A 20988-nucleotide genomic window follows, 5' to 3' on the forward strand; every position below is an offset into this window, starting at 1 on the left:
GGAGGAGATCACGAAATGAACCAGGAAAGCCGCGTCGAGGGCGAATGGCAAAGCTTGCCCGCCATGATGCTAAGGCTGGCGGCAACCTGGCCCAACCGTGTCCTGGCGCGGCATTGGCAGGGTGGCGCCTGGCGCGAGACCCTATGGGGCGATTTCGCCATCCAGGTGGCCCAGGCCGCCGCCGGGCTGCGCGCCCTGGGCGTCATGCCCGGTGACAGGGTGATGCTGGTCAGTGAAAACAGGCCGGAATTCATGATCGCCGATAATGCAATCATGTCCATCGGCGCCATCACCGTGCCCACCTATACCACCAATACCCTGGCTGACCACGCGCATGTGCTGCGCGATTGCGGCGCGCGGGTGGCCATCACCAGCCAGCGCGCATTGGCCGAGCGGGTGATGCAGGCCGCCGCCGAGGTGGCGGGGCTGGATGCGCTGATATGCATGGACGCGGCCCCACCAAGCGCCGCCGGCACCCAGGCGGTGCTGTGGTCGCAGCTTTTGGTGGCGGAGGCCGACCCGGCCATGCTTTTGGCCGAGGTGGAGCATATACCCGCCGGCAGGCTGGCCTGTCTGATCTATACCTCCGGCACCGGCGGCGCGCCCAAGGGGGTCATGCTGCCGCATCGCGCCATGCTCTCCAACGCCACCGGCGCCACGCCCCTGCTCTCCCGCCTGCAACTCCAGGGCGAGCGCTACCTCTCCTTTTTGCCGATGTCGCATAGCTATGAGCACACGGTGGGGGGCTTCCTGCTGCCGAAAATGGGCATGGAAGTGGTATTTTCCCGCGGCGCCGACCGTATCGGCGCCGAGATGACACAATTCCAGCCCGCCATCATCACCGCCGTGCCGCGGCTCTTCGAGGTGCTGCGGGCGCGGATCGAGGCGCAGTTGGAAAAGGATGGCGGGCTGAAGCAGGCGCTGTTCCGCCGCGCGCTGGCGCTGGGGCTGCGCCGGCTGGATGGCCCGGCCCTCGGCCCGCTGGAGCGCATTCAGCTTATGATCCTCGACCGGCTGGTGGGCGAAAAGATCCGCGCCCGCTTTGGCGGACGCATCAAAGGAATGATCTCGGGCGGCGCGCGGCTCGACCCCGATCTATCAGGCTTCTTCCTCGCCCTCGGCCTGCCGGTGATCCAGGGCTATGGCCAGAGCGAGGCCGGCCCGGTGGTGAGCGTGAACCTGCCCTGGTTCAATGACCGCCACACTGTGGGCCCGCCGCTGCCCGGCGTCACCGCCCGGATTGCCGATGATGGCGAATTGCTCATCCAGGGCGGCCTGGTGATGGATGGCTATTGGAACAACCCCGAGGCCACGGCCGCAACCATCCAGAATGGCTGGCTGCACACCGGCGATGTCGGACGGATTGATGAGGCCGGCCGGATCAGCATCACCGACCGTAAGCGCGACTTCATCAAGCTGATGGGGGGCGACATGGTGGCACCCGCCAAGCTGGAGGCGCTGCTCATGGCAGAGGCCGAAATCGCCCAGGCGGTTGTGGCCGGCGAGGGCCAACCCGGCATATTGGCGCTCATCATTCCCGCCGAAGGCATGGCCGACAGGCTGGAGGCGGCGGTCAAGCGGGTGAATGCAAAACTCTCCGCCATCGAGCGCATTCGCCGCTGGCGGGGCTTGGAGGAGCCCTTCACCATTGAGAATGGCCTGCTCACCGCATCCATGAAGGTGCGGCGCCGGGCGGTGCTGGAACGCCATGCCGAGGCGCTTCTTGCCTTGCAGAAATAGGGCCTGCGTGCTGGGGTCAGGTTTGGATCGCCGCAGGCCTCTTGTGTCTGGTGGCGCGAAATCGCCCGGAGACACCGCATGCCCGATACCAACCTGACAAATTCCGCCATCATCAACGCCTATATCGGCCGCACCCCGGGTTCGGCCGCGCTGCACCGCGAGGCGCTGGGCATGCTTCCCAGCGGCATCGCCCATGACAGCCGCTGGATGAAACCCCACCCGCTCTATGTCGAGCGCGGCCAGGGCCCGCTGAAATGGGATGTGGACGGCAATCGGCTGGTCGATCTCTTCGGCGGCCATGGCAGCCACCTGCTCGGCCATTGCCCGCCGGGCGTGACCGAGGCAGTGCAGGCGCAAATCGCCAAGGGCAGCCAATTCGGCGCCGGCCATGCGCTGGAAATCGAATGGACCCGCCTCATCCAGCAGATGGTGCCCTGCGCCGAGCGTGTGCGCTTCGTTGCCAGCGGTACCGAGGCCACGCATATGGCCGTGCGCCTTTGCCGTGCCTTCACCGGCCGCAAGAAGATTTTGCGCTTTCACCGCCATTATCATGGCTGGCATGATGTGATGGCCTTCGGCGTGGATGGCCATTTCGATGGCACCGCCACACCCGGCGTGCCCGACGCCACGGCCGAGGGCGTGGTGCTGCTGCCGCCCAATGACATCGATGCCGTCCGGGCCCTGTTCGAGAACGACCCCGATATCGCCGCCGTGATCCTCGAGCCGATTGGCAATACCACCGGTGCGGTGCCCATCCCCGGCAGCTTCCTCCATGCGCTCCGCGCGCTGACCGAGGCGCATGGCGTGCTGCTGATCATGGATGAGGTGGTCACCGGCTTCCGCCTGGCGCCAGGCGGCGCGCAGGAGGCCCGCGGAATCAAGGCCGATATCTGCACCCTGGCGAAAGTGGTGGCCGGTGGCATGCCCGGCGGCGCGGTGGCCGGCCGCAAGGACCTGCTGGACTTCCTCGATTTCGAGGTGAGCGCTCAAAAGGGCCGGGAAAAAATCCGCCACCCCGGCACCTACAACGCCAATCCGGTGAGTGCCACGGCCGGTATCGAGACGCTGAAACTCATCCGCGACACCGATGCCTGCGGCCGCGCCAATGCAGCGGGCGATACGATGCGCAAGGCTCTCAACGCAGTGCTGGCGGGCGAGAACCTGCCCTGGGCGGTCTATGGCGAATTCAGCTTCTTCCACATCTTTACCAACCCCGATGGGCTGGATATCGACCCGGAGAATTTCGACGCCTTCGCCCTGCCCACCGCCGCCTTCAAAGCCGACCCGCGCAAATCGCTCGGGCAAAAATTATATCTCGGCATGGTGGTCAATGGCGTGGATGCCATGGGCCATCGCGGCGGCATCCTATCGGCCACCCATGGCAGTGATGTGATCGGCGAAACCGCCGAGGCCTTCCGCGCCACCATCCGCGCCCTGAAGGAAGAGCGCGAATTGGTGTGAGCCGCCTCAGGCCGAGGGCGCGGCCAGGGTCACGAGTTCCGTGCCCTCCTCAACGCCCTCGCCCATTGCACAGCCCAAGGCCTCCACAATGCCATCGCGCGGCGCGGTGATGCGCAATTCAGTCTTCATCGCCTCGATGATGACGAGAATATCGCCGCGCTTCACCACATCGCCCGGGGCCACCAGAAGCTGCACCACCCGGCCCGGAATGGGTGCTGAGAGACGATGATCGGCGCCCGCCGCCTCACCCACCGGGGCATAGGGGTCGAGCAGGGAGAATTCATACGGCTCGAAGGCATCCACCACCCGCCATACAGGGCCGGGGAAGCGGGACATGGCACCAAGGCGGCGCGGCACGCCATCCACAGTGAAGGCCACATGCCCAGCGCCAGTGTGCTGCGCCACCTGCAGCGCAGAGCCGCCATCGATGCTGACCCGCACCATGCCCGCCCCTGGCCGAGCCACCACCTGGCGTGGCGCGCCACCCGCCGCGAGGCGGAACACCAACTCTGCCGCGCCAAACACCCGCCAGGCATCACCGCGCGCCCAGGGATTGGCACATGCCGCATCCAGCCCGGCGCAATGGTCGGCAACAATGGCCGCCACCATCCAGTCCGGTGCCGCATCCGGTTGTTGTAGCAACCTACCGGCATGGCGGGCGATATGGCCGGTATCCGCTACCTCACCATGCATGACAGGCTCACGCAGCAGCCGCCGCAACAGCGCGGCATTGGTGGTCACGCCCGCAATCCTCGCCTCGGCCAGACTGGCCTGCAGGCTAGCCACTGCCGCCTCGCGGCGCTCACCCCAGGCGATCAGCTTGGCAATCATCGGATCATAATGCGAACTGACCGCATCACCTTGCGACACGCCCGCATCAATCCGCCCGGCATCGGGGGGGACCAAATGCAGGGTATTCAGCCGCCCAATCGAGGGCCGAAAATCCTCGGCTGGATCCTCGGCATATAAACGCACCTCAACCGCATGGCCCTGCGGCGCGGGTGGCCATGCCGCCGGCAGCGCCTCACCGGCCGCCACCCGCAATTGCCATTCCACAAGGTCAAGGCCGGTGATCATTTCCGTCACCGGATGCTCCACCTGCAGGCGGGTGTTCATTTCCAGGAAATAGGCCTCGGTGCCCTCCACGATGAACTCCACCGTGCCGGCATTGGTATAGCCCACGGCGCGAGCGGCATTTTCGGCTGCGTCATGCAGTTGCTTTCGCAACATATTGGACAGCGCCGGCGCCGGCGCCTCCTCGATCACCTTCTGGTGCCGCCGCTGCAATGAGCAGTCGCGGGTGTGCAAATGGGTGATGCGGCCATGGTTGTCGCCAAACACCTGCACCTCCACATGGCGCGGGCGTTGCAGGTATTTTTCCAGCAGCACGCGATCATCACCGAAGGCCGCCCGGGCCTCGCGCCGCGCCCCGGCCAATTCGGCGGCAAAATCCTCCGCCCGCAACACCGGGCGCATGCCCTTGCCACCACCGCCCGCACTCGCCTTGATCAGCACGGGAAAGCCAATACGCGCCGCCTCGGCGGCGAGCAGCGCCTCACCCTGCCCATCGCCGTGATAGCCCGGCACGGTCGGTACACCCGCCTCCACCATGATCCGCTTTGCTTCCGCCTTGCTACCCATGGCGCGGATGGCCGCGGGCGAAGGGCCGATGAAGGTAACGCCAGCGGCCGCGCAAGCCTCGGCGAATTCGGCATTTTCCGACAGAAACCCATAGCCCGGATGGATGGCCTCAGCGCCCGCGCGGCGCGCAACCTCCAAAATCACATCTCCCCGCAGATAGGATTGCGCCGCTGCCGCAGGGCCGATTGGGTATGCCTCATCCGCCTGGCGCACATGCAGCGCCAGGGCGTCCGCCTCCGAAAACACGGCGATGCTGCGCAGCCCCATCCGCCGCGCGGTGCGGATAATGCGGCAGGCGATTTCGCCGCGATTGGCGATCAGGAGCGTCTTGAACATCACATCCGGAACAGTCCGAAACGGGTTTCACCAATCGGCGCCATGGTAGCCGCGGCAAGGGCAAGCCCCAACACATCCCGCGTGGCGGCAGGCGGGATGATGCCATCATCCCAAAGCCGTGCCGTGGCGTGATATGGGTCACCCTCGGTTTCATATTTCGCCCGGATGGGCGCCTTGAACGCCTCCTCCTCACCCGGGCCCCAATCGCGGTCCTGAATGGTGGCCATCACGCTGGCAGCATGTTCGCCGCCCATCACCGAGATGCGCGCATTGGGCCAGCTGAAGAGAAACCGCGGTGAATAGGCCCGCCCGCACATGCCGTAATTTCCCGCACCAAAACTGCCGCCCACCAGCACCGTCAGCTTGGGCACCGCAGCGGTGGCAACCGCGGTGACCAGCTTTGCCCCATCCTTGGCAATGCCGCCGCTCTCGTATTTTCGGCCCACCATGAAGCCGGCAATATTCTGCAGGAATAGCAGCGGGATTTTCCGCTGGCAGCACAGCTCGATGAAATGCGCCCCCTTCTGCGCACTCTCGGAAAACAGGATGCCGTTATTGGCCAAAATACCCACCATCTGGCCATGGATACGCGCAAAGCCGGTGACCAGGGTGGTGCCATAGCGCGGCTTGAACTCATCAAGCTCCGAGGCATCGACGATACGGGCAATCACCTCGCGCACGTCAAAGGGCTCGCGCAAATCGGCAGGAATAATGCCGGCCAGTTCAGCGGGGTCATAAAGCGGCGGCCGGGCCTCACCGGGCAGCGGCAGCCCGGGCAAGTTCAGGTTGCGCACAATGCCGCGCAATAACCCCAGCGCATGCATGTCATCCACCGCCATATGGTCCGCCACGCCAGAGAGCCGGGTATGGACGTCCGCACCGCCCAGATCCTCGGCACTCACCACCTCGCCCGTGGCCGCCTTCACCAGCGGCGGGCCGCCGAGGAAAATCGTCGCCTGGTTGCGCACCATGATGCTCTCATCACACATCGCCGGCACATAGGCGCCACCCGCGGTGCAACTGCCCATCACCGCCGCCAACTGCGCAATTCCTGCCGCCGACATATTGGCCTGATTGAAGAAAATCCGGCCGAAATGGTCACGATCAGGAAATATCTCATCCTGATTGGGCAGGTTGGCGCCGCCACTATCCACCAGATAGAGGCAGGGCAGCCGGTTCTGCGCCGCCACCTCCTGCGCGCGCAAGTGTTTCTTGACCGTGATGGGGTAGTAGCTGCCGCCCTTCACCGTCGCGTCATTGGCCACGATCACGCAAAGCCGGCCCGATACGCGGCCAAGGCCGGTGATAATGCCCCCACCCGGCACCTCATCGCCATACATGCCATGCGCGGCCAGCGGCGAGAGTTCCAGGAAGGGCGAGCCCGCATCCAGCAGCCGCTCCACCCGTTGCCTAGGCAATAATTTACCGCGGGCGGTATGCCTGGCGCGGGCACGCTCATTGCCCCCCAGCGCCGCCAGCGCCGTGCGCGCGGCGAGGGTTTCCAGCAGGGCATTGTTATGTGCCGCGCGCGTGCGGAACTCAGCGCTGCGGGTATTGATGGCGGATTGGAGGATCATGCGGATTCGCGGAACAATTCCCGCCCGATCAGCATCCGGCGGATCTCACTCGTGCCAGCGCCGATCTCGTAGAGCTTCGCGTCGCGCAGCAGCCGCCCTGTGGGGTAGTCATTGATATAGCCATTGCCGCCCAAAATCTGGATGGCGTCGAGCGCCAATTTGGTCGCGGTTTCGGCGGCGAACAAAATCGCCCCGGCCGCATCCTTGCGTGAGGCGCGCCCGGCATCACAGGCCCGCGCCACGGCATAAACATAGGCCCGCGCTGCATTCATCTGGGTGTACATATCGGCCACCTTGCCCTGGATCAGCTGAAACTCGCCAATCGCCTGGCCGAATTGCCGACGCTCATGGATATAGGGCAGCACCACATCCATCGCCGCCTGCATAATGCCCAAGGGCCCGGCGGCCAGCACAGCGCGCTCGTAATCCAGGCCGCTCATCAATACGCGCACGCCGCCATTCACCGCGCCCAGCACATTCTCCTCCGGCACCTCGCAATCCTGGAAGACGAGTTCCGAAGTGGGGCTGCCGCGCATGCCCAGCTTGTCCAGCTTTTGCGCCGGGGTGAAACCGGCAAATCCGCGCTCGACAATGAAGGCGGTGATGCCCTTCGCGCCGGCGGCCGGGTCGGTCTTGGCATAGACCACCAGCGTCTCGGCATAATGCGCATTGGTGATCCACATCTTGGTGCCATTCAGCACCCAGCGGTCGCCGCGTTTTTCGGCACGCAGCTTCATGCTCACCACATCGCTGCCCGCCCCCGGCTCACTCATCGCCAGCGCGCCCAGATGCTCACCCGAGATCAGCTTGGGCAGGTATCTGCGCCGCTGCTCCTCGCTGCCATTGCGAAAAATCTGGTTGATGCAAAGGTTGGAATGCGCGCCATAACTCAGCCCCACCGAGGCGCTGGCGCGGCTCACCTCCTCGATGGCGATGCAATGCGCAAGATAGCCCTGCCCCGCCCCGCCATACTCTTCCGAGACGGTGATGCCATGCAGGCCGAGCGCACCCATTTCAGGCCAAAGATAGCGCGGAAATTCATCGCTCCGGTCGATCTCGGCAGCGATGGGCGCCACGCGGTCCTGGCTGAAGCCGCGCACGCTGTCGCGCAGCATGTCCAGCTCCTCGCCCAGGCCGAAATCGAGCCCTGGAGGAAGGGAATTGGGGAGCATCTCAGGCTGTCTCCTGGCTGAATTGGCGGCGCAACAGGCCGCGCATGATTTTACCCGTGGCCGTGCTCGGCACGAAATGCACCTCGGGCGGATAGGCATGGGCCGCAACCCGCGAGCAGCGATGATCCGGCAATGCCGCAGCCAAGCAGTGCAGCCTTCGGGGCCTCACAGCCAGCGCTTCCGCCGCTTATAGCTCTTGATATCGCGGAAACTCTTGCGCGCAGCGCCATGGCCGCCAAGGTAGAATTCCTTCACATCCTCGTTGTTCGCCAATTCCTCAGCGGTGCCATCGAGCACGATCTTGCCCTGCTCCATGACATAACCATGCGAAGCGACCGAGAGCGCCATGCGGGCATTCTGCTCAACCAGCAGAATGGTCACGCCCAACTCCTGGTTGATGCGCCGAATGATGCCAAAAACCTCCTTCACCAGCAGCGGCGAGAGGCCCATGGAGGGCTCATCCATCAGGATCAGTTTCGGCCGCGCCATCAGCGCCCGGCCAATGGCCAGCATCTGCTGCTCGCCGCCCGAGAGGTATCCGGCCAGGCCAGTGCGTTCCTTCAGCCGCGGGAAATAGCCATAGACCATATCGATATCAGCCCGCACCCCGTCATCATTGCGGGTGAAGGCGCCCAGGCGGAGATTCTCCAGCACCGTCATATCGGCCACGATGCGCCGCCCCTCCATCACCTGGAAGATGCCACGGCGTACGATGAGATGGGGGTCCACCCCATCGATGCGCTCGCCATTGAAGCGCACCTCCCCACGGGTCACCCGGCCTTCCTCGGTTTTCAGCAGGCCGGAAATCGCCTTCAGCGTGGTCGATTTCCCCGCCCCATTGGCACCCAGAAGGGCGACAATCGCGCCCTCGCGCACCTCAAGCGACATGCCGCGCAGCACCAGGATGACGTCATTATAGACGACCTCGATGTTGTTGACGGCCAGAAGGCTCATTACCAGCCCAGCCAATCGGCGCGGCGGTCGAGGGTGATGGTCGTCACCGGCTCCAGCCGAATGGTACCAGCCGCAACCAGTTCGGCCACACTGCCCGTCGCCGTATCGCCCGTCACCCGGGCGCGGTAGAGCGGCACGGCCAAGGTGCCGCGATGGTCGGTCGCGGTGAAATTGGAGGGAGCGCAAACGCCATCAAAGCCCCGCGGCACCCAATTCTGCCGGGCGTAGAAACCGTTGCGAATGCGCTCGCCGGTCATCGCCCCGCCATTCTCACCCGCACTCTCCATGGCTTCCACCATCAGCATCGCGGCACAGACGCCGGCGATGTAATGCACCGGCCGATAGGCAGTGCCGGCCGCATCGGAGATGCGCGAAATCGCCTGCACATTCGCCATCCCCGGCGCCTGCTGGCCCCAGACCGCAAGGCTGCGCACCGGGAAGACCACACCATTGGCGGCGATGCCCGCCGCCTTCATCGCATTCTCATCCATCCCCCAGACATTGCCGAGGAACTGCACCTGCACCCCCGCCGTCTGGCAGGCGCGCAGCACCGAGATATTGGAGCCCGCCGTATTGCCCAGATAAGCGTAATGCGCCCCGCCAGAGCGCAAGGTCAGGCATTGCGCGGTGTAATCACCCGGCGTCAGGGCAAACTGGATCGCCGGCAGAACCTCGAAGCCCAACTCCCGCGCCAGGGTCTCACCAGCCTCCTTCGGGCTGTTCGGATAGGGGTGATTGGCGCCCATATGCACGTAGCGCGGCGCCCCGGCCTGGCCGCGCGCCCGCCAGTCATCGCGCGCCCAAAGCAGCATCGCCCGCAGCGCATCGGAATAGGACGGGCCATAGAAGAAGTTATAGGGTGCCGCCTCCACGCCCTGCCGGCCCGAGCGCCCACCGGCATCGGTCAGCGCCGCCGAATAGGAGCCCGACACAAAGGGTATCCGGTCACGGGTCACGAAGCGGACCAACGCCTCGGTATCCACCGTGCCCCAGCCCTGGATGGCGGCAACACGGTCACGGCTCCAGGCCTGATATTGGCTGACAGCGCGCGGCGCCTGATAGCCATAATCAAAGCCCAGCACATTGGTCGGCCGGCCACGATTATTGGCATTGGCCCAGGCCAGGGTATCGGTCACACCCTGGCCATAGGGCACACCCACATCGGAGGTGGGGCCGGAATTATCCATCAAATGACCGATGGGCGTGCGCGTCTGCGCCATTGCCGGCAGCGATAGTGCCAGGGCGGCGGCGAGGATGGTCTTTTTCATTGTCGTTCCTCCGTTAATGCGAAAAGGGATAGAGCTTCCAATAGGCTTTGATCTGCTTCCAGCGATGCGCGAGCCCGTCGGGCTCGAAGACGAGGAAGATGATGATGGCGGCACCAATCGCCATCTCCCGCAGGAAGGAGATCGAGGCGCCGAGTTTGAGCGTCCGGTCGATCCAGCCCCCGGCCAGCATATCGGCCAGCGCCTGCACGCCTTCAGGCATCAGCACCATGAAGGCAGCCCCCATCAGGCTGCCCATCACGCTGCCCAGGCCACCGATGATGACCATCGCCAGAAACTGGATGGAGAAGAGAATATTGAACGCCTCCACCGAGACGAAGAACAGGTAATGCGCGTAAAGCGCGCCCGCGATGCCGGCATAGAAGCTGGAAATCGCGAAGGACAGCGTCCGGTAGTAGGCGAGGTTGATGCCCATCACCTCAGCGCTGAGATAATGGTCGCGCACAGCGATCAGGCCGCGGCCGTCGCGCGTGCGCATCAAATTCGCCGCCATGACGAACATGATGATGGTGAAGGCCAGCACTATGTAGAAGTAACTCTCCTCCCGGTCGAAGCGGATGCCGAAAAGTTCCACCGCCTCGGTCATCCGCCCGGACACGCCGCCGGTGAACCACTGCGCACGGGCAAAGAAATCCTCAAGGATGAACTGCGCCGCGAGTGTAGCGATGGCCAGATACAGCCCCTTCAACCGCGCCGCCGGCAGGCCAAAGACCAGCCCGACAAGCGCAGTACCCAGCCCCGCCAGAGGAATGCACAGGATGACCGGGATATGAAACCGCTCATGCAGATAGGCCGAGAGAAAAGCCCCCACGCCAAAAAACGCCGCATGGCCAATGCTGATCTGCCCGGTAAAGCCCACAAGGATATTCAGCCCCAGCGCAGCAATCCCCATGAAGCCAATATTGATCAGCAGGCCCAGCTCATAGCGGCCCAGAACCAGCGGCGCGAAACACAGCAGCACAATACCCAGCAGCAAGGCCCGCCGCGAGTTGCGCGTGGGCATGATGGTCATATCGGCGCGGTAACTGGCGTGGAATTCTCCGGCGGGGGCGAGGGCCATCAGACGCGCTCGATATTCTTCGTGCCGAACAGCCCATAGGGCTTGATCAGCAGGATGATGATCAGCGCGTAGAAGGGCGCGATATTCGTCATATTGCCCCAGTTCAGCCACTGGCTGTCCACGTATTGCGCCAGGTTCTCCAGCACCCCCACGATGATGCCGCCCAACATGGCGCCCACCACCGAATCCAACCCGCCCAGGATCACCGCCGGAAACACCTTGATGCCGTAGAAGGACAGGCCGGAGGACACCCCGGACACCACCCCTACCACCACCCCGGCCACGGCGGAGACCACCGCCGAAATCGCCCAACTCATGGCAAAAACCTGCGGCACGGAAATGCCGAGCGACTGCGCCACCTGCTGGTCAAACGCCGTCGCCCGCATGGCCAGCCCATGCTTGGAGAAATTGAAGAACCACCAAAACCCCAGCATGATCATCAGCGACAGCGCGATGGAGAGCAGATAAACGCTCTGCACCTCCAGCCCCATGATCCTGATGCGCTCGACCGGAAAAATCGCCGGGAAGGGCTGGGCGAAGACGCCAAACATCCACTTCATCAGCGCCTGGAAGAAGATGGAAAGCCCCACGGTGGCCATGATGACCGAGATCACCGGTTCACCAATCAATGGCCGCAACACCATCACCTGCAGCACCACGCCAAACACCGTCATGAAGGCGAGTGCCACCGGAAAACCAATCCAGAACGGCAATTGCCAATAGGTCAGCAGCAACCAGCACGCCCAGGCGCCGATCAGCATGAACTCCCCTTGGGCGAAATTCACCACCTGCGACGCCTTGTAGATCAGCACGAAACTCATCGCGACAACGCCATACAGCGCCCCCACGATCAGCCCATTGAGCACCAGTTGGAACAGCAATCCGGTTTCCATCACGCGGCTTTCCTCACGGTCAGGGTGGTGCGAATGCGGCTCCTCGTGCCGTCCTGAAACTTGATCTCGGTATCCACCGGAATGGCTACGGCGCCGGAATAGATCGCCTCGATGATATCGGCATATTTCTGGTTCACCACGCCGCGGCGCACCTTTCGCGTGCGCGTCAACTCGTCATCATCCGCGTCCAGCTCTTTGTAGAGCAGGATAAAATCCCGTACCCGCGAATGCTCCGGCAGCGTGGCATTCACCCGCGCCACCTCGCCCGCCAGCAATTCCAGCACCTCGGGCCGCGAGGAGAGATCGGTATAGGTGGTAAAGGCAATGCGGTTGCGCTCGGCCCATTTGCTGACAATCGAAAACCGGATGCACAGCATGGCCGACAGATGCGGACGGGCATCACCCAGCACCACTGCCTCAGCCACATAAGGGCTGAATTTCAACTTGTTTTCAATGAATTGTGGCGAAAAACGCTCGCCGCCCCGGGTGGTGGCAATATCCTTTATCCGGTCGATCACCACCAATTGGCCGCGCTTGTCGAAATACCCGGCATCGCCGGTATGCATCCAGCCATCGCGCACATCGCCGGTATCGGCCATGCCATGATAGCCCAGAAACATATTGGGGTGGCGCGTCACAATCTCGCCCACCCCATTCACATCCGGCTCCTTCACCTGCAGCTCGATATCGGCATTGAAGGGCACGCCCACCGTATCAAAATCCACCTCGCCCGGGCGGTGCAGGGTATAGGCGCCGAGCAGTTCGGTCTGGCCATAAAGCTGGCGCATCGGCACCCCCATCGCCTGGAAAAACCGGAATGTATCCGGCCCCAGCGCGGCGCCACCCGTCGCCGCCGAGCGCAGGCGCGAAAACCCCAGCCGGTCGCGTAGGGCGCGGAAGGCGAAGAGATCAGCCAGGCGCGAATGCCCCCCCCGCTCCAGCGCCGCCAGCCCGCGCCCCATGCCAAACTCATACATCCGCCGCTTGAGCGGGCTGGCATCGAGCATGCGCGCGCGCACATCGGCGGCAATCGCCTCCCACATGCGCGGCGCGAAGAGCACGAAGCTGGGCCCGATCTCGCGGAAATCCGCCATCATCGTCTCGGGCTCTTCGACGAAATTCACCCGCATCCGCGCAATCAGCCCCCAGCCGAGGACGTAAATCTGCTCCATGATCCAGGGCAGCGGCAGCACGCTCACATAATCATCATCCGGCCCCTTGGGGTCCGCCGCCAGATAGGCCTGGCAATGGCGCACCAGCGCGCCCGCGCTCAACATGGCAAGCTTCGGCCGTGCCGTGGTGCCCGAGGTGGTGCAGAGCACCGCCACCGCCTCCGGGTCCTGCTGCTCAAGCAAGGCCTCATAGGTGCCAGGCGCCGCCGCCTCCCCCAAGGCCACAAGCGCCGCCGCCGAAATCAGCCGTGGGTCCTGCAGCTTCCACATGCCGCGCGGGTCGGAGAACACGATGTGCCGCAGCGCCGGCAACTCGGAAGAGAGCAGCTTATCCACCTGCTCCTCATCCTCGGCAAAAACCGCCACGGCGCCGGAGAAGGCCAGCAGATACGCCACCTCATCATCCAACGCGTCACGGTAAAGGCCCAGCGACTTGCAGCCGAGCGCATGGGCGGCAATCTCGCCCATCACCCAATCCGGCCGATTATCGCCAATCAGCCCCACCACCTCGCCGCGCGCCACACCCAGCGCCTGCAGGCCCAGCGCAAAGAGCCGGGTCCGCCGGTCATAATCCGCCCAGGTGATGCTGCGCCAAATGCCCAATTCCTTCTCGCGCAGCGCCACCTCCGGGCCATGCTCCCGGGCATTGCGCGCCAGGATTTGCGGCAGCGTCGGCGTCATCCTTCGGCCGTCACATCATCGGCCTCACCCAGATAGGCGCGCCTCACCTGCGGGTCGGCCAGCACCGCCGCCGGCGCGCCCTCGGCCAGTTTGCGGCCGAAATCCAGCACCATCACCCGGTGGGATATATCCATCACCACGCCCATATCATGCTCGATCATCAGCACTGTCATGCCCCATTCCTGGTTCAGGTCGATGATGAAGCGGGCCATATCCTCCTTCTCCTCGAGGTTCATGCCCGCCATGGGTTCATCGAGGAGGATCAGCTTGGGGTTCACCGCCACCGCGCGCGCCAGCTCCACCCGCTTGCGCAACCCATAGCTGAGCGTGCCGGCCGGCGCCTTGCGCACATGGGCAATCTCAAGGAAATCAATAATCTCCTCTACTGCGCGCCGGTGGAGCACCTCCTCGCGCTCGGCCCCGCCCAGCCAATAGAGCATGCCGCGGGCGAAGCCGCTTTTCATCAGGTGGTGCCGACCCACCATGATATTGTCCAGCACGCTCATATGGCCAAACAGCGCCAGGTTCTGAAAGGTTCGCCCCAGCCCCAGCGCGGCGCGCCGGTTTGCGCCCATCCGGGTGATATCCTGGCCCTGGAATATCACCCGCCCCTCGCTCGGCCGGTAGCGGCCGGAGATGCAATTGACCATCGAGGTCTTGCCAGCCCCATTGGGGCCGATAATGGAGAAAATCTCGCCCGGGCGAACAGAAAAGCTCACATCGCTCAGCGCCCGAACGCCGCCAAAGCGCAGAGACAGGTTTTCCGCCGCCAGGATCCTCGCCTCGTCCAATTTCCGCCCCTTGTTCTTGGCCGCAACGCTAGGCAAAACCCAAAGCCCGGGCAAGGGCGTTGTGGTGGCAGCGCCGGGCCTGGGTGCAATGAGCGCAAATCCGGTAAACTCACGGCCGAATTGGGCCGAAAGGAACCTCCATGGCTTCCGACCTCATCGCCGCGCTGGAAGAGGCGCGTCGCGGCCTGCTCGACCTCTCGACCCGCAACCGCCTGCTGGCCCTGCCAGCACCGGGCCGCGCGCGGGGGGTGCTGCTGCTCGATGAGGAGAATGCCACCGCCATCCTGGCCAAGCTCAAGGCGGCCAAGCCCTTCGGCTTCGAAGCGGTGGGCGAGGCACCGCCGCCCAAACGCGGCACCAAAGCCGAGGGCGTCACCCTGGCCGGCGCAACCCCGCGCGAGGAATGGCAACAGGATAACAGGCTTCGCGTCCGCCTGCCGCCGGCCGAACTGGCCAGAAAACTGCGCGACATCATCGCCGATGCCCGCACCGCGCGGGAGGAAAGCGGCGTCCCCAGCCTGTTCCTCGCCCTCGGCGCTCTCGCCTGGCGGGACCCCGGCACGCCACAGACCGAACGCCTCGCCCCGCTCATCCTGATCCCCGCCACGATCGAGCGCGAGGGCGTCTCCAACCAATTCCGCCTGCGCGCCAATGCCGAGGAGGCGGCGGAGAACCTCTCCCTGCGCGAAAAACTCGCCAGCATGGGCCTGGAACTGCCGGAGTTCGAGGCCGAGGATTACGACCCCAGCCGCTGGGCCGACGCCATCGCCACGATCATCGCCCCGCGCGAGGGCTGGCGGGTGCAGGCCGATACCATCGCCATCGGCCTATTCTCCTTCGGCAAATTCCTGATGTGGCGCGACCTTTCGCCCCAGGCCAATCCGGGGCTGGCCGAGCACCCGCTGGTCCGCACCCTGGTGGGCGGCGAGCCCCTGCCGCCCCAGCCCGCCGCCTTTGCCGATGATGCCGATGTGGATGAGGTCATCAGCGTCGAGCGGCTCGACCATGTGGTGGAGGTGGATGGCAGCCAGGCCCTGGCCACCGAATTGGCCAGGCGCGGCGGCCATGTCGTCATCCAGGGCCCACCGGGCACGGGCAAGAGCCAGTCCATCTGCAATATCCTGGCCCAGGCGGTGCTGGATGGCCGCTCCGTGCTTTTCGTGGCGGAAAAACTGGCAGCGCTGGAGGTGGTGCAGCGCCGGCTGACCAATCTGGGCCTCGGCGCCGCCTGCCTGGAACTGCATAGCGAGAAGCAATCCAAACGCGCCGTGCTGGATGAGCTGCGCGCCACCCTGGCCCTGCCAATGCCTCCCACGCCCGACGCGGCACAAGTGGTCAAACGCCTGGGCGAAATGCGCGGCCGGCTCAACCGCCATGCGGCGGCCATGCGCGCGCCGGTGGGCAATTCCGCCATGGCCCTGCATCTTGTACTGGGCGGGCTGGTGGCGCTGCGCCAGCGCGGGGTGGCGGCGCCGCCATTCTCCCTGCCCGCGCCCGATGCCGGGCAAATCCAGGCATGGCGGGACGCCGCGCGTGAATTGGCCGCCCGCGCGGCCGAGGGTGGCGCCGCCAGCGTCTGGCAGGGCGTGACCACGCCCCTCGACGCCACCGCCACCGGGCGCCTCTTATCCCGACTGCCGGGCTGGATTCGCAGCCTCGCCGCAGCACCCGGCACCCCCACCGAGGCCGAGATGGCCATCGCCCGGGCCGAAGCCGTGGCCGCAGCCCTTGGCGAGCCACCGCCCGAGGATGGAGGCTACCAGGGCGGCCAGACGAGGCTCGAGGCCCTGCGCGCCGATCTGGCCCTGCTCGCCAAACCCGATCCACGCATCAAACCCGAAGCCTGGCGGCACCCCGGCCTCGATGAAGCCCGCGCCACCCTGGCTGAACCCGGGGGCATCTTCGGCTTCCTCTCCGCCGCGCGCCGCGCCGCCCTGGCCTGCCTCGCCGAGGTGGCGCAGGATGGAGCCACGGCAGACCCGCTGCCGGTGCTCGACGCTGCCCTCGCCCTTCGCGCCGCCGCCCAAAGGCTGGATGCGGCAGAGCCCTGGGCCCGCATCGCCCTGGGTGAGGGCTGGCGGAATGGCTTCACCCCAGCGCCGCCCAGCCCCATCGCCCCGCTGCGCGCAGCACTCGCCGCCTGCGCCGAATTGCGCGCCGCCACGGGCTTTGCCGAGGAGGCCACCTTCCAGGCCCTGGCGCAGCGCCTCACCGCCTGGGCCAGCGAGGCCGAGGCGCTGCAGCCCTGGCTGGCCTGGCAGCGCGCCCGCCAGGCGGCGCCGGAATTGGCGCCCCTGGCCCTGGCCCTGGCCGAGGGAAGCCTGCCGCCGGAAGCCGCCAGCGACGGCTGCGAATACGCCATGCTGGAGGCGCTGCTGCGGCTCGCAATGCGCGACAACCCAGCCCTCGCCGCCTTCGATGGCACCGCCATGGACCGCGTGGTGGAGGATTTCCGCACCGCCGACGCCGCCCGCGTCACCCTCGCCCGCGCGCAGGCAGCCCATGCCCATGCCCAGCGCCTCAAACGGGTGCGCGAGGGCGAAGTGCCCGGGCTGACGGTGCTGCGCGGCGAAATGGAAAAGCGCCGCGGCCATTTGCCGGTGCGCGAATTGCTGCTGCGGGCCGCCCCGGCGATTCAGGCCGCCAAACCGATCTTCATGATGAGCCCGCTCTCGGTCGCGAAATCCCTGGCACCGCCGCATGGCCTCAAACCCGGGCTGAGCTTTGACCTGCTGGTGATGGATGAGGCCAGCCAGATCGAGCCGGTGGATGCGCTGGGCGCCATAGCCCGCTGCCGGCAAATGGTGGTGGTGGGCGATGACAGGCAAATGCCGCCAACCCGCTTTTTCCAGCGCATGATGAGCGATGAGGAAGAAGCACCCGAAACCGCCAGCGACACGGTGGCCGCGCGCGAGGTGGAGAGCATTCTGGGCCTCGCCAATGCTCGCGGCGTGCCCAATGCCATGCTGCGCTGGCACTACCGTAGCCGCCATGAGAGCCTGATCGCCACCTCCAACCAGGAATTCTACGGCAATCGGCTCTTGGTCCTGCCCAGCCCCAGGCCGCGCAGCCCCGCCTTGGGGCTCTCGCTGGTGCGGGTGGAGGGCAGCTTCGACAGTGGCGGCACCGGCACCAATGCCATCGAAGCCGCCGCCCTGGCCGCAGCGGTGATCGCCCATGCCCGCACCACGCCTGGCGATACGCTGGGCGTGGCCACCTTCAGCATCAAACAGCGCGACGCCATTATCGAGGCGCTCGAAGAATTGCGCCGCCAATCGCCCGATACCGAAGCCTTCTTCACCGCCCATCCGGCCGAACCCTTCTTCATCAAGAACCTGGAAAACGTCCAGGGCGATGAGCGGGACAGCATCCTCATCTCCGTGGGCTATGGCCGTGATGCCAGGGGCCGGCTGGCCATGCGCTTCGGCCCACTCTCGGCAGAGGGCGGCGAGCGGCGGCTGAATGTGCTGATCACCCGGGCGAAAAAGCGCTGCATCGTCTTCAGTGGCATCGGCGCGGAGGAAATTGACCTTGAGCGCGCCACCGGCCGGGGGGTGGCGGCGCTAAAAACCTTCCTGGCCTTCGCCGCACAAAGCGGCGCGGCGCTGCGTGCCGCCGGCAAGGCCAGTGATTCGCCCCTCGGCGCCGCCATTGCCCGGGTGGTGGAAGCGGCCGGCAAGCGGGTGGTGCAGCGCGTCGGCCTCTCCGGCCTCTTCCTCGATGTGGCCGCCGCCGGCGAGGCCGGCTTCGAACTCGGGGTGGAAACCGATGGCGCCGATTGGGCCGCGCTGCGCTGCGCGCGTGACCGGGACCGTGGGCGGCAGGCCGCGCTGGCCGGCATGGGCTGGAAACTCGCCCGCAGTTGGAGCCTGGACTGGCTGAACCGCCCGGCCGAGGCCGAGGCAAGGCTGCGCGCGGCCCTGGGCGCGCCAGAGCCCCCAGAAGCCATCCTCGCCGCCGCCCCCGAAACCGGCCTCGTCCAGCCTTATATCGAGGCTGCATTCGAGGTGCCGCGCGAGACCGCCATCGCCGATATGCCCTTCGCCAGCCTGGCTGAGTGCCTCGCCAGGATCATCGGCATCGAAGCCCCAGTGCATGGCGATGTGGTGATGGAGCGCGCCCGCCTGCTCTGGGGCGCCGAGAGCCTGAGTGCGGCGGAGCGCAGCAAGCTGCAACAGGCGCTGCGCCTGTCGGGCCAATTGCACGGCGTGCAGGCGGTGGAAGGCTTCTGGTCCACCGAGGCCGCCAGCCCCGCGCCCATCCCGCGTGACCGCCGCGCCAGCATCGCCATGCTGCGGCGGCCGGCCATGCTGCCCCCAGCCGAAGTGGAGGCCGCGGCACTCGCCCTGCAAGCGGCCGCCCCCACCGCGAGCGAGGTCGAACTCGCCATGGGCCTTACCAGGATGCTGGGCCTGGAAGCCACAGCCGCCATCGCATTGCAGGCCAGGCTAGCCGCCATGGTGGGCTCCGGGCGGCTCAAACTGCTAGGCATGGCACCATGAACACAGCAATGCCGCCCCTCGATCAGCAGGTCACGTTCCTCTACGCGCAGGACGCACCAGCCTGCTGGGCTTTCTACGAAAATCTGCTCGGCCTGCCCCTGGTGCAGGACCAGGAGCGGGTGCGGATTTATGCCGTGGCCGGGGGCCGGGCCTTTCTGGGGCTTTGCATGGCTGGCGCGCCCCGCGCCAGCGCCAATCCCCGCATGGAGGGTGGGGTGTGCTTCACCTTCGTCACCCAGGATGTGGATGGCTGGTACGACTATCTGCAGGCGCGCGGCGCCACCATTCCCAAGCCGCCTGAGCATTCCGCGCAATGGCGCATCTACCACTTCTTCCTGCACGACCCGGCCGGCAATTTGCTGGAATTCCAGCGCTTTGAACGGCCGGACTGGCCAGCACCCGACAGCGGCGAGTTCTAACGCGCCAGCAGCCATTCCGGCAGCCCGGTCACCAGCGTGACGGGGAAGAGGGTGATGAGCACCACCGTGATCACCAGCATCAGGAAGAATGGCATGGAGGCCCAGGCCACCTCAGTCTGCTCCTTGCCCGTCATGGTCTGCATGACGAAGAGGTTGAAGCCGAGCGGTGGCGTGATCTCGGCAATCTCCACCAGCAGCACGATGAAAATGCCAAACCACACCAGGTCAAACCCAGCCAGCTGCACGATGGGAATGACCACCGAGGTGGTCAGCACGATCATCGACACACCATCAAGCGCCATGCCGAGAATGACATAAACACCGGTCAAAATGGCAATGATCGCATAGGGCCCAAGCCCGGCCGAGGCCACTTGCTGCGCCAGGGCATTGGGGATGCCAGTCAGCGCCATCGCCTTGGTCAGAAAGGCCGCGCCAGCCAGAATGAACAGGATCATGCAGGAGAGCCGCGTCGCGGCGGCCAGGCTTTCGAAAAAACTGCGAAAGCTGAGCGTCCCCGTCACACCCGCCAGGATCAGGCTGCCCAGCACGCCAAAGGCAGCAGCCTCGGTCGCCGTGGCCCAGCCGATGAACATGGTGCCGATCACACCGATGATCAGCAGCCCGCAGGGAATGAGCTGGCTTGAGGCGCGCAGCTTTTCCATGAAACTCAGCCGCGGCTCTGGCGGCGGCTGCTTATCCGGGTTCAGCAGCGCCCAGATAATAATGTAGCCGCTGAACAGCAGCATCACCAAAAGCCCCGGCAGAAGGCCGGCAATAAACACCCGCACAATCGAGACCTCAGCCGCCACGGCGTAGATCACCATGATGATTGAGGGCGGGATCATGATGCCCAGCGTGCCAGCCGTGGCCAGGCTGCCGATGGAAATGCTCTCATCATAGCCACGGCGCCGCAATTCCGGCAGCGCAATGCGCGACACGGTGGCGCATGTGGCGGCGGAGGAACCAGAGACCGAGCCGAAAATACCGCAGGCCAGAATATTCACATGCAACAACCGGCCAGGCACACGCCGCACCCAGGGCGCGAGGCCATTGAACAATTCCTCAGATAGCTTGGTGCGAAACAGGATTTCACCCATCCACACGAACATCGGCAGTGCCGCCAAGGTCCAGGAGCCAGTGCTCTCCCAATAGGCCGAGGCAAGAAACAGCCCCGGGCTCGGATTGGCCACCAGCATGGCAATGTAACCCGTGCCGGCCAGGGCCAGGGCAATCCACAAGCCACTGCCAAGCAGCAGGCAGAGAACGGTCAGCAGCAGCAGCGAAAGCGTGATGTGATCCATGA

The 20988-nt window shown here is 65.4% G+C and carries 15 protein-coding genes; 4 read left to right on the top strand and 11 right to left on the bottom strand.

The window, feature by feature from the left end; genetic code table 11:
* Window positions 1–15 precede the first annotated feature (15 nt).
* A complete protein-coding gene (locus ABWP84_RS03835; RefSeq protein WP_353210672.1) occupies window positions 16–1740 on the top strand; it encodes a long-chain fatty acid--CoA ligase in 1725 nt (574 codons plus the stop codon).
* A 78-nt stretch (window positions 1741–1818) separates the two neighbouring features.
* Window positions 1819–3201, top strand: coding sequence for an aminotransferase class III-fold pyridoxal phosphate-dependent enzyme (locus ABWP84_RS03840; protein ID WP_353210673.1), 1383 nt, complete (start codon window positions 1819–1821; stop codon window positions 3199–3201).
* Window positions 3202–3207: 6 nt separating this feature from the next.
* On the opposite strand, the gene ABWP84_RS03845 is transcribed toward ABWP84_RS03840, so the two are convergent.
* The 10 genes from ABWP84_RS03845 to ABWP84_RS03890 are packed head-to-tail and all read right to left on the bottom strand — an operon-like array spanning window position 3208 to window position 14764.
* Window positions 3208–5178, bottom strand: coding sequence for a biotin carboxylase N-terminal domain-containing protein (locus tag ABWP84_RS03845; protein WP_353210674.1), 1971 nt, complete (start codon window positions 5176–5178; stop codon window positions 3208–3210).
* Window positions 5178–6755 carry a carboxyl transferase domain-containing protein gene (locus ABWP84_RS03850; RefSeq protein WP_353210675.1) on the bottom strand — a complete coding sequence of 526 codons (1578 nt, stop codon included), beginning with the start codon at window positions 6753–6755 and terminating at the stop codon, window positions 5178–5180. Before ABWP84_RS03850 ends, ABWP84_RS03845 begins: the two co-directional genes overlap by 1 nt.
* Entirely contained in the window at window positions 6752–7927 is a 1176-nt protein-coding gene (locus tag ABWP84_RS03855; RefSeq protein WP_353210676.1) for an isovaleryl-CoA dehydrogenase, read from the bottom strand. The genes ABWP84_RS03850 and ABWP84_RS03855 overlap by 4 nt, the downstream gene beginning before the upstream one ends.
* Before the next feature lies 1 nt (window position 7928).
* A complete protein-coding gene (locus tag ABWP84_RS03860; protein WP_353210677.1) occupies window positions 7929–8072 on the bottom strand; it encodes a hypothetical protein in 144 nt (47 codons plus the stop codon).
* A gap of 20 nt (window positions 8073–8092) precedes the next feature.
* Window positions 8093–8881 carry an ABC transporter ATP-binding protein gene (locus ABWP84_RS03865; RefSeq protein ID WP_353210678.1) on the bottom strand — a complete coding sequence of 263 codons (789 nt, stop codon included), beginning with the start codon at window positions 8879–8881 and terminating at the stop codon, window positions 8093–8095.
* Complete coding sequence (locus ABWP84_RS03870; protein ID WP_353210679.1) at window positions 8881–10149, bottom strand: ABC transporter substrate-binding protein; 1269 nt, start codon at window positions 10147–10149, stop codon at window positions 8881–8883. The genes ABWP84_RS03865 and ABWP84_RS03870 overlap by 1 nt, the downstream gene beginning before the upstream one ends.
* Before the next feature lie 13 nt (window positions 10150–10162).
* On the bottom strand, window positions 10163–11227 hold the full coding sequence (locus ABWP84_RS03875; RefSeq protein ID WP_353210680.1) for a branched-chain amino acid ABC transporter permease: 1065 nt from the start codon (window positions 11225–11227) through the stop codon (window positions 10163–10165).
* The gene (locus tag ABWP84_RS03880; protein WP_353210681.1) at window positions 11227–12120 is read right to left on the bottom strand and encodes a branched-chain amino acid ABC transporter permease; all 894 of its coding nucleotides are present in this window, start codon (window positions 12118–12120) and stop codon (window positions 11227–11229) included. Before ABWP84_RS03880 ends, ABWP84_RS03875 begins: the two co-directional genes overlap by 1 nt.
* Entirely contained in the window at window positions 12120–13973 is a 1854-nt protein-coding gene (locus ABWP84_RS03885; protein ID WP_353210682.1) for an AMP-binding protein, read from the bottom strand. The genes ABWP84_RS03880 and ABWP84_RS03885 overlap by 1 nt, the downstream gene beginning before the upstream one ends.
* Window positions 13970–14764 (bottom strand): ABC transporter ATP-binding protein, encoded by a 795-nt coding sequence (locus ABWP84_RS03890; protein ID WP_353210683.1) that lies wholly within the window; start codon window positions 14762–14764, stop codon window positions 13970–13972. Before ABWP84_RS03890 ends, ABWP84_RS03885 begins: the two co-directional genes overlap by 4 nt.
* 140 nt (window positions 14765–14904) lie before the next feature.
* Here ABWP84_RS03890 and ABWP84_RS03895 point away from each other — a divergent pair, with 140 nt between their 5' ends.
* Together ABWP84_RS03895 and ABWP84_RS03900 are read left to right on the top strand one after the other, a co-directional pair.
* On the top strand, window positions 14905–19266 hold the full coding sequence (locus ABWP84_RS03895) for a DUF4011 domain-containing protein (protein ID WP_353210684.1): 4362 nt from the start codon (window positions 14905–14907) through the stop codon (window positions 19264–19266).
* Window positions 19263–19685 (top strand): VOC family protein, encoded by a 423-nt coding sequence (locus ABWP84_RS03900; RefSeq protein ID WP_353210685.1) that lies wholly within the window; start codon window positions 19263–19265, stop codon window positions 19683–19685. The genes ABWP84_RS03895 and ABWP84_RS03900 overlap by 4 nt, the downstream gene beginning before the upstream one ends.
* On the opposite strand, the gene ABWP84_RS03905 is transcribed toward ABWP84_RS03900, so the two are convergent.
* Window positions 19682–20986, bottom strand: a complete 1305-nt coding sequence (locus ABWP84_RS03905; RefSeq protein ID WP_353210686.1) for a TRAP transporter large permease subunit — start codon at window positions 20984–20986, stop codon at window positions 19682–19684. The two genes, ABWP84_RS03900 and ABWP84_RS03905, sit on opposite strands and share 4 nt — an antisense overlap.
* Window positions 20987–20988 lie beyond the last annotated feature (2 nt).

The organism is Rhodovarius sp. (genome assembly GCF_040399605.1).
Taxonomy (GTDB): domain Bacteria; phylum Pseudomonadota; class Alphaproteobacteria; order Acetobacterales; family Acetobacteraceae; genus Rhodovarius; species Rhodovarius crocodyli_A.

Coding starts and splice junctions, on each gene's coding strand:
- ABWP84_RS03905 (WP_353210686.1), bottom strand. CDS start 20,986: ATGGATCACATCACGCTTTCGCTGCTGCTGCTGACCGTTCTCTGCCTG.
- ABWP84_RS03855 (WP_353210676.1), bottom strand. CDS start 7,927: ATGCTCCCCAATTCCCTTCCTCCAGGGCTCGATTTCGGCCTGGGCGAG.
- ABWP84_RS03885 (WP_353210682.1), bottom strand. CDS start 13,973: ATGACGCCGACGCTGCCGCAAATCCTGGCGCGCAATGCCCGGGAGCAT.
- ABWP84_RS03880 (WP_353210681.1), bottom strand. CDS start 12,120: ATGGAAACCGGATTGCTGTTCCAACTGGTGCTCAATGGGCTGATCGTG.
- ABWP84_RS03865 (WP_353210678.1), bottom strand. CDS start 8,881: ATGAGCCTTCTGGCCGTCAACAACATCGAGGTCGTCTATAATGACGTC.
- ABWP84_RS03900 (WP_353210685.1), top strand. CDS start 19,263: ATGAACACAGCAATGCCGCCCCTCGATCAGCAGGTCACGTTCCTCTAC.
- ABWP84_RS03835 (WP_353210672.1), top strand. CDS start 16: ATGAACCAGGAAAGCCGCGTCGAGGGCGAATGGCAAAGCTTGCCCGCC.
- ABWP84_RS03850 (WP_353210675.1), bottom strand. CDS start 6,755: ATGATCCTCCAATCCGCCATCAATACCCGCAGCGCTGAGTTCCGCACG.
- ABWP84_RS03875 (WP_353210680.1), bottom strand. CDS start 11,227: ATGGCCCTCGCCCCCGCCGGAGAATTCCACGCCAGTTACCGCGCCGAT.
- ABWP84_RS03840 (WP_353210673.1), top strand. CDS start 1,819: ATGCCCGATACCAACCTGACAAATTCCGCCATCATCAACGCCTATATC.
- ABWP84_RS03870 (WP_353210679.1), bottom strand. CDS start 10,149: ATGAAAAAGACCATCCTCGCCGCCGCCCTGGCACTATCGCTGCCGGCA.
- ABWP84_RS03845 (WP_353210674.1), bottom strand. CDS start 5,178: ATGTTCAAGACGCTCCTGATCGCCAATCGCGGCGAAATCGCCTGCCGC.
- ABWP84_RS03895 (WP_353210684.1), top strand. CDS start 14,905: ATGGCTTCCGACCTCATCGCCGCGCTGGAAGAGGCGCGTCGCGGCCTG.